This is a genomic window from Bacillota bacterium, from assembly GCA_040754675.1.
GTDB lineage: Bacteria > Bacillota > Limnochordia > Limnochordales > Geochordaceae > Geochorda.
In genome coordinates this window covers 1-8,717 of the sequence record JBFMCJ010000146.1, presented here as the reverse complement: position 1 = coordinate 8,717, position 8,717 = coordinate 1, and the positions used below count along the sequence as shown (strand labels likewise).

At 60.4% G+C, this 8,717-nt stretch carries 6 protein-coding genes; 4 read left to right on the top strand and 2 right to left on the bottom strand.

Annotated elements, in window-relative coordinates:
• Window positions 1-264 precede the first annotated feature (264 nt).
• Window positions 265-438 (bottom strand): helix-turn-helix domain-containing protein, encoded by a 174-nt coding sequence (locus tag AB1609_10020; protein ID MEW6046801.1) that lies wholly within the window; start codon window positions 436-438, stop codon window positions 265-267.
• A 1,553-nt stretch (window positions 439-1,991) separates the two neighbouring features.
• On the opposite strand from AB1609_10020, the gene AB1609_10015 reads away from it, so the two are divergent.
• The 4 genes from AB1609_10015 to AB1609_10000 all read left to right on the top strand — a co-directional run bounded on the left by AB1609_10015 (window position 1,992) and on the right by AB1609_10000 (window position 7,550).
• The gene (locus tag AB1609_10015; GenBank protein ID MEW6046800.1) at window positions 1,992-2,195 is read left to right on the top strand and encodes a hypothetical protein; all 204 of its coding nucleotides are present in this window, start codon (window positions 1,992-1,994) and stop codon (window positions 2,193-2,195) included.
• A 372-nt stretch (window positions 2,196-2,567) separates the two neighbouring features.
• A complete protein-coding gene (locus AB1609_10010) occupies window positions 2,568-4,571 on the top strand; it encodes an FAD-dependent oxidoreductase (protein MEW6046799.1) in 2,004 nt (667 codons plus the stop codon).
• 634 nt (window positions 4,572-5,205) lie between these two features.
• Window positions 5,206-6,891, top strand: a complete 1,686-nt coding sequence (locus AB1609_10005; GenBank protein ID MEW6046798.1) for a hypothetical protein — start codon at window positions 5,206-5,208, stop codon at window positions 6,889-6,891.
• 83 nt (window positions 6,892-6,974) lie between these two features.
• Window positions 6,975-7,550, top strand: coding sequence for a DNA methyltransferase (locus AB1609_10000; protein MEW6046797.1), 576 nt, complete (start codon window positions 6,975-6,977; stop codon window positions 7,548-7,550).
• Between the two features lie 17 nt (window positions 7,551-7,567).
• On the opposite strand, the gene AB1609_09995 is transcribed toward AB1609_10000, so the two are convergent.
• Window positions 7,568-7,795 carry a hypothetical protein gene (locus tag AB1609_09995; GenBank protein ID MEW6046796.1) on the bottom strand — a complete coding sequence of 76 codons (228 nt, stop codon included), beginning with the start codon at window positions 7,793-7,795 and terminating at the stop codon, window positions 7,568-7,570.
• Window positions 7,796-8,717: the final 922 nt, after the last annotated feature.

Sequence of the window (8,717 nt, the reverse complement as noted above, 5' to 3'; positions counted from 1 at the left end):
ACCTCTTAACCAGCGATCCCTCGATCATCGGTTCCGTGCCCATCAGAAGCGCCTCCAGGTGATCCCGCTCCTTTTTCAACCTGTGCGCCGCCTGCCGGAGCCGGCTCAGCTCCTCGCCCATCTCGCCTTCACCTCCTTCCTACCATTATATACATTTTCTATTATGCGCTAAGACAACCTGCAACAACAAAGGCCCGAAACAATTATTTTTCGGGCCTATCCTGGAACCCTTGGCGCTAGGGTAAAAGCGGCACTTTCAATTTCTCAGCATCTTCGTATGAACTGCGGATCTTCCAGCTGTCTTAATAGCAGGTCACGGGCAATATCCTGTAGCGAGCCCTTTTCGTAGCGCTGCACCGTCACGCGACCCCAGCCTAACAGTTTCGCCAGCTGTTGCTGGGAGGGCCCGTACTTCTCTCTCAGACGACCGGATATCATCCGAGCCGGGCAAGACATGCCTCCGCCGGTACCCCTGGTAGGCCAAGTGCAATGTTTGCTCGTCCATCTCCGCGTCAAAGAGGTATTCTCCACAGCGGCGGCAGAGCAGCACACGCGCCGCCAGTCCGTTCGACCCTGCCGTGCATGTGGGTTGTGAGTTGGTTCGGGGAAGACCAAGGCGCTCCTCGCCCGGAAGGGGACCCTCAAGGTCATCGACGGCCACCACAGGCTGGAAAGCCGCAAAAGCCGCCGGCGTCTCCGAGGTCTGGGTCGAGAGAAGGACGTCGACGACAGGGACCTCCTCGCCGAAGCCTTCAAGGCCAACAAAAACCACGGCGTCCCCCTGACGAGGGACGAACGGGGCAGGCTTATCCGGCGGCTCTACTTCGAGTGCGGCTGGACCCAGGCCCAGATAGCCGAGCTCGTGGGGCTGTCCCAGCAGGGGGTAAGCCATATTTTGTCTGTCAAGGCTACAAGTACCTGTGAATCTGGCCATATCTCTTCGCCGTCTCAAGCAGCAGCGTCGGCAATCTTCATGCTACACCTCGGCCGTAGCAGGATTTTATAGTAGACCCGGTGGCAGACCGGGGAGCACATACACCGCCAGAGCCGGGACCAGACTTTATAGCAGACCCAGGTGGAGACTCCCCAGGTGACAGCTTCCGGGCCGTGGTTTCTGCTCGGGGCCGTCCCACTTCCGTCCCGGCCCGCGTCCCCCAGGTCCGCCGGTACGACCGAGCCAGACGACGAGCGGGACCGGTAGCAGGACAAGACAGCAGACGCCGAGTCTGGCCCTAGTCTCGGACTGTCCTGTCTCGCGTCTTGCTAGGACTCTAGAGCCGTGGAGAAGGTGGCGTCAAGGGCGGTGGCGCAAGGAAAACCGCCTTGCAGGGCCTGGTCTTCTTCGTCCCCGGTCGGCAGGTCGAACGGCCTACGATGTATCCCCCTATGCCCCTCGTAAGCCCCACCTATAAGCCCCCTCCCCCATCTTCCCGCCTTGTGGTAGCCTCCGTGCAAGGTGACCGAAATGCCGAAGAACGTGTACTTTCCAGGAGGGTATCCGCGGAGTTCAAGAACTTATGCACCACCTCCATCCGAAAGCCTCTGTCCTGCTAGCTAGAGGTTTCAGCGAAGAAAGTACGCGGGGAGAGCCCGAGGGCATACCACGCAAGGATGACAAGATGCGGCGGGGATTTGTGCTGGAGCCAGCGGCGGGCTGTATCCGCTGAAGGCCGATCGCGTTCTTTATCAGGCACCAAGGAGGCAGACCGTCACGTCGTCCGCGCCAGCGACATAGGATGGTGCGAGGGTTGGACTACTTAATCCGTCTGGAAAGGGGGAGGTCCCATGGCGGAAGCTGGCAAACCCACCGTGACTGACGAGCATGGCCAACATAACCAAGGGAACCAGTGCTGTTGCCCGAAGATAGCCGTATACCTTATTTCCACCAATTGCCTAACCGTGCACAATGGAGCCTGTCCCGACTGGGAGTTCTGTAAATGGCCGTGTAAGCCAAGCTCTTCTTGACGCTTTTCCAAAAGGGGGTGGGAAAGATGATAGACAAAGAACAGGTGAAGACCGTAATCGAAGCTATAAACGAAGTCGCCAAGACGATGGACGTGGCCGAGTGCAAGACCAAGTGTTGCTGCCCTGAGATCGTGATCTACCTCATATACACCAACTGCACCACCATCAACAATGGCGCATGCCCCGACTGGGAGTTCTGCGAGCCTTCATTTAACTACTATAAGGGCTAGCTTGTTGGGCAGAAGAGGGAGGAGCCCTCGACCCCTCGCGCCGCGGTACGTACCGTTCGGTATACGGCGGTTCACCAAGCATTACGAACGCTTTGGCACCGTGCGGTTAAACTCACGAGGCCCTGGGCTTGCCAGCAGGCGTTGCCCAGGGCTTGATTCATCGGTCTATGGATTGGGCCGGCTGGTCTCGCCATCGAAAGCCGGAAGGAAGAAGGGTGCTCGCCAAGGGGCGCCCCTGCAGTACTTGCGGATGCGATGCTCAGGCGGATCGGTCCTAGTGCAGTCAGGTTCTGGCAAATACACCAGGGGCGTAAGTGGAAGACTAGATGTCGAAGATCTCCGAAAGGTCTCGCTCTCAGGAGGGACAAGCAGATGTTCAAGTACCTAAACCAGCCTGCAAGCATCGGCAATATGAAGCTGAGGAACAGGATGGTCCAGCCGGGCATGGGCACGAACCTTGCCGCAAGGGATGGCGCGGTGTCGGATGTCATCGTCTCCTACTACGCAAGGCGGGCCAACGGAGGCGTCGGCCTCATAATCACTGAAGTCTGTTGCCCCGAGCCGCGGGGCAGGGTAATACCGGGGGAGCTCGAGATTTCGGGCCTCGGCTTTCTGCCGGGACTCTCCCGTCTTGTGGCGGCGGCGCACTCGGGGGGAGCGAAGATAGCCCTCCAGCTCGCCCACGGAGGATGTTTTGCCAGCAAGTCGGTGACGGGCGAAGATCCGATCAGTCCTTCAGGCGTGGGCACCGTGCTTCTTCCAGAGGACAAGCCCAGGGCAATGACGATCGAGGAAATCCGGCAACTCGTCGGCCTCTACGCAGAAGCCGCCGCGCGAGCGAGGATGGCCGGCTTCGATGCGGTGGAGATCCACGGAGCACACGGATACATGCCTCTCCAGTTCTTGTCCGGGTATACCAACCGCCGCACCGATGAGTACGGGGGAAGTTTGAAGAACCGGGCTAGATTTGCCCTTGAGGTCATAAGGGCAGTCAAGGAGAAAGCCGGCAAGGACTTCCCCGTGATATACAGGCTGTCAGCGGAAGAAGACGTTCCGGGCGGAGTCACGGTAGAAGAAGCCGTCCAATTTGCCCGCTGGGCGGAGGAGGCGGGGGTCGACGCCATCCACGTCACCGCTGGCACCTGGGATTCGAGGGTCGATGCGTTCTTCAAAGCCGTATCGGGCCAGGAGTCCGCTAGGGGCAAGCGGCTCTCCGAAGGCGTGAGCATCGGCATGTGGGTGCCGCCCATGTACGTGCCGCGCGGGAACTTGGTGCCCCTGGCGGAAGCAGTCAAAAAGAACGTTCATGTTCCCGTAATAGCTGTATGCGGACTCTCTCCCGAGCTGGCTGAGGAGGTAATCGCTTCGGGCAAGGCCGACCTAGTGTCCCTCGGGCGACAGATCATCGCTGACCCAGATTATCCTACTAAGGTAGCGTCGGGGACCCCAGAAGACATACGGCGTTGCGTCAGGTGCAACGAGTGCCTTGGCTCGGTTTTAAGCTACCGAGGACTCGACTGCGCCGTAAACCCCGAGGCCGGCAAGGAGCACGAGGCCTTCGCAACCCTATCTCCCGCCAAGAAGCCTCGCAACGTCATGGTTGTGGGGGGCGGTCCCGCCGGCATGGAGGCAGCTCGGGTCGCGGCCTTGAGAGGCCACAGGGTGACTCTGTTCGAGAAGGACCGGGACCTTGGAGGCATGCTGCGTTACCTCTCGGTGCCTGACTTCAAAAAGGATTACCGGGATTTCATGGCTTGGCAGACCAGGGAGGTACGGAGGCAGCGGGTGGAAATCGAGACTTCCACCGAGGTAACCGTCGAACTCGTCCGGCAGCACGCCCCCGACGTGGTCATAGTTGCGACAGGGGCGGTCCCCATGAAACCTTCGATTCCGGGGATCAACGACCCTAATCTCTACTGGGCGTTGGACGTGCTCTCAGGCCGAATTCCTCCGGGGAGGCGGGTCGTCGTCTGCGGAGCAGGGCTGGTCGGTGCCGAGGTTGCAATGTTCCTGGCTGAAAGCCACGGAAAGCAGGTAGTGCTGGTGGACCAGCTCCCGGCAGTGGTTCCAGAGGTAGAGCTGTTCACGAGGTGGGTAATCCAGGGTCGCCTTGCGGAAGACGGCGTCGAAGTGCGGCTAAATCACTTGATAACGTCGATGACCGCCACTTCAGTGACCTGCACCGCCGACGGCAAGGAAGCATCCATCCCGGCCGACTCCGTGGTCGTGGCATTGGGAATGGTATCGAACTCGAGATTGTATGATGAAATACGCACGAGCCTCGCGACAGAGGTGATCCCCGTCGGCGACGCCGTTCGAGCTCGAAAGGTGATAAATGCCGTGCACGAAGGCTACCACGCGGCCCGTCGAATCTAAGCGGCCCAGCCCGACGCCTCGCTAGTCCTGGAGTGTGGCTTAAGCACGGTACGGCCGCAGTCCCCAGGAAGCGCATACCAAGAGCAGAGGAAGAGCTGCATTCAGCGGCGGTCGGGTCAAGGTGACCAGCCCGCCGCCGTCCTCTCGAATCAGCCTCCGTGGCGCACTCGCTCCCAAAGCAACCCTCGATGCTTACCTGGCACCCTGGAGAGTCCCCCAGCCTCGGGCTTCATAATCGATGAACGGGATTAGAGCACACCGCTTGCTCGACCGTCCAGCACGCTACTCTTGCAATCACATGCACCCGCTCCGCGTATCTCTGCCACGTATTGCAGCAACACGCGGCGTGTAAGCTTGTGTTATAAGCTCCTTCTGTAACCAGTAAGCTTCACGTTTACAGCTTCCTTGAAGCTTTCAGTGGATAGATGGGTGTATACGACTGTAGGAGCGGGGGGTACTGTGGCCCAAGAGCTCCTGGATTTCCCTTAGTCCCACCCTCTTATCGTATAAGGTTGCGGCGAAGGCGTGGCTGAAGCTGTGAAAACATGGGTTTCTGGAAACTATCCTATCACTGGTCACGGCGTTTAGTTTAATATGGTGAAAAGATGTAAATGGTTTACGAGGTGAAAGCCCAATGAAAGTAAAAGAATTTTTCCCGGCCGGGTTCGCCGCTCTGAGCGTGGTGCTTCTGGGCCTGTTGTTCCAGGCGGGCTGCGGCGGCCTGGGTGCGGCAAAAACCGAGCCTGTTGCCTCGGCGGGACAAGAAGCAAACGTGGTCAACGAGAAATACGGCTTTCAACTTGTTGTTCCCGCCGGATGGCAGGTGAACACCCGGGACGGCCGGGAGGCTGCCGCCACAGCGGACCTCTTCTTGACCAACGGCGAGGAATACGTGGAAGTCCGGGTGGGCACGGGTGGAAACGGGGGTATTGTTGGCTATGATCTTTACTCCCGGATCCTCCGCGTCACCAAGGAACCCTTCACCACCCTGGGCAGCGAGGGCATGCTTTTCCGGCACCTCAAAACCGACGCCGCAGGGACCAGGACCTGGGCGGAGTACCACTTTGTCACCGCTAAGAACGGCTTCACCTTTGACATCTCCACCGAGGTGGCGCAGGATCAAGAGACACTTCCCGCCTATTTCCAGGATGTCCTTGCCAGCTGGCGGTGGCGGGCGCCGGATCCATCCCTGGCGGCCCTCGGCACGCCGGGAGAACTTGTTTCCATTGACATGATTAGTGAAACCCAGGGCTGGGCCCTGGCTAAGGATAAAGTCCTGCGCACCGAGGACGGCGGGGAACACTGGGCGGCGGTCACGCCGCCCGGGCTGACCAGCAACCCCTGGGACGTGGAAAGCGAATTCTATGACGCCGACCACGCCTGGCTGGCGGTCCGGAATGACGACGAGAAAAGCGTGGTGGTGTTTCACACCGCGGACGGCGGCCGGACCTGGGGGAAGAGCGCCGTACACAGAGGGAGCGACAGCCTGGTCTACGGCGGCCGACTGGACTTTATTGACCCGGAGCGCGGGTGGTTGATGATCGAGCCGGAGCACGGCATGAGCTCTCGCCCAGGCGAGCTTTACCGGACCAACGACGGCGGGGGGCACTGGGCCGGGGTGGCCAGGAGCGGAGGCTTCGGCCCTGCGGTGGAAAACGGTCTACCCTTTTCCGGTCCCTTCTCCTTCCGCGATGCCCTTACCGGCTGGCTCCCCGGGCAGCTGGGGGCGGGTTTCGCGCCGGAGCATTCCCTCTATATGACCGAGGACGGCGGCCGCACCTGGCGGCCCCAGGACCTTCCCTTGCCCGCTGACCTGACGAACGGGAAACTCGACGCCGGCCCACCTAGATTTTTCTCGGCTGGCGGCCAGGACGGCGTGCTCCCGGCAATCTTCGTCCCTGAGAGCGGTAAAACCAGTGACTACGCCACTATCTTCTATACTACGGCGGACGGCGGGCGGACCTGGCAGGTACGGAGTTCACTTCCAGGAACGGGTCCTGCGTTTTTCCTGACCGCCAAGAACTGGTGGGCCTGGCGGGAAGAGCCCGACGCCGCCGGCCTGGCGGCCCCTGTCCGGGGAAAGCTTTACCGCACCACCGACGGGGGCGAAAACTGGACCGCCCTTGCACCCGGCGGCGACCTGGCCGGGGCCCTGGACAAGGGCGAGAAGGTGCGGCTGCTTGACTTTGTGACAGAGAAAATGGGCTGGCTGCTGCTGATCACGGCGGATGGCCGGGCCACCGAACTGCTGCAGACCACGGACGGGGGTTCCACCTGGCGACTGGTTCCGGTAGATACCCATCTTGGCCGGCCTGACTAAAGAGTAGCGTCACCGAATGACGTGGGTAAAACCACCGGCTAATTGGGGGGACTACGTTGCAAAGATTTCGGACCGTGCTGTTATTGCTGTTGCTCACCTTTTCTCTGGCCAGCCTGTTCACAGGATGCGCGGTAACGGTGACAAGCGGGGGAGAGGCGCAGGTAAAATCCGGCGAAAAAAAGACCGGCGAACAGGAAGCCGCACCAAACGTTGCCCCGGAGCAAGGCGACAAGAAAACGGTTTACCACGAGAACATGGCCGGCCCGCCGGAAGATGAATTCAGCGGCCTGGTCTACCAGGGTTATCTCCTGCCGTTTGTCAGGGAAAACGAGTGGGGATGGAACATAGCCCAGTTGAGCCGTGAACTGGGGCGCAGGGGCGGGTGGCTGCTGGACCTGCTCCCGAGCGGGAAGATGGACAAACGTTACCACGAGTGGCAGCAGTCCCTGACCCCGGTGAAGTACCTGATAGAGAAGCTCACCATGCCCGGAGACTTGGTCGCCGACCCCTGCTTCGGCACCGGGACCGTTGGCGTAGCGTGCCGACTCTTGGGACGGCGGTTCGTCGGAGCGGAGAAGGACCCCGAGACGGCAGCGATGGCGAGGGAGCGCATAGCGAGGGCCGAGGAGGAGGCGCAGTTGGCAGAGGTTGGGTCTTAGGTGCCCTTCCGGTGGAGTCAGCTTCCTTCCTTCGCCCGCCGCTCCTGCCACATCAGCTCGTACCTCCGTATCGTCTCCGCAAGCGCCCGCGGCTTTTCCGGGTTCCTGAACCTCATCAGCAGATACCTCACCTCCGCCCTGGAAAGCCCCTGGTCGAACAAGGCGAAGGCGTGGGACTTGAGACTACCAGGGGCGATGCCGTATCTCTTCGCCGTCTCAAGCAACAGCTCGTCCGTGACCTTCACGATATACCACCTCCAGCGCGTTGCAAGCGTTGCTGCCAGACTCCGACCAGGATACGAGGCAGACGGAAGGCAGATGCATCTTCAGATACGGGAGCAGACTTCAGGCCAGACCAGGGCTTGGACTGCCGAAAAGACAGCTTCTAAGACGCCAGCAGCGTCTTGAGCCGTTCCAGCTTCAGTCTCGTCCCCCGAGTCCCTAGAGCTCACCGGTGAGCTTCACGCAAACTGCCAGCAAGACCGGAAGCGGGACAAGACAGCAGACGCGGAGTCTGGCCCGAAGTCCCGGAATGTCCTGCCCCTTGTCCCGCTGGGAGTTTAGAGCAGGGGAAGAGGGCGAGTGAAGAGCGGCGCAGGGTCAGCTTTCAGCAGCATGGAGAACCCCAGGCTACCAACAGGCTGGGGGTGAGATGGGAGGTGCTCCGCTTACGACGGAGGGGGATAAGGGGCGCAGAAGGTCCGTGCTGGAGCTGGTAGAAGGAACGGAGGGGTAAAGGAGACAGTGAAAGGAAGGCGCGACGACCGGTTCCGCCTCCAAACGGAAAAAGGCGCGGGGATGTCTTTTCCATCGCGGGCTATCCAGGCACAAAGGACCTGAGCGGCCGCCGCGCGAATTGGGCTGGAAGACGCAGTCTAACTCCGGACACGGCCCCTGTACTCGCTGGAACGCAAGGTCAACATTGGGCAGCTTGTGGAGGTAAGTCTCCGGGGAAGTCGGGGGCCATCTTGGTTAAGCCCCACCTCTATGACAAGGACCTTGTAGAACTTGCGTTGTATTTAGGCGTAATAGCGTTTTTCAAAGCTATTACGGATCTCGTCCATGCCGAGGCCAGCGCTTAGGAGCACCATCAGTTTGATCCTCGCCTTGGGCGTGGCAAGCCCGTCTCCGAAAATCACTCCAATCTTCCTCAAGTGCGTCTCGGAA

Coding starts and splice junctions, on each gene's coding strand:
- AB1609_10020 (MEW6046801.1), bottom strand. CDS start 438: ATGATATCCGGTCGTCTGAGAGAGAAGTACGGGCCCTCCCAGCAACAG.
- AB1609_10015 (MEW6046800.1), top strand. CDS start 1,992: ATGATAGACAAAGAACAGGTGAAGACCGTAATCGAAGCTATAAACGAA.
- AB1609_10010 (MEW6046799.1), top strand. CDS start 2,568: ATGTTCAAGTACCTAAACCAGCCTGCAAGCATCGGCAATATGAAGCTG.
- AB1609_10005 (MEW6046798.1), top strand. CDS start 5,206: ATGAAAGTAAAAGAATTTTTCCCGGCCGGGTTCGCCGCTCTGAGCGTG.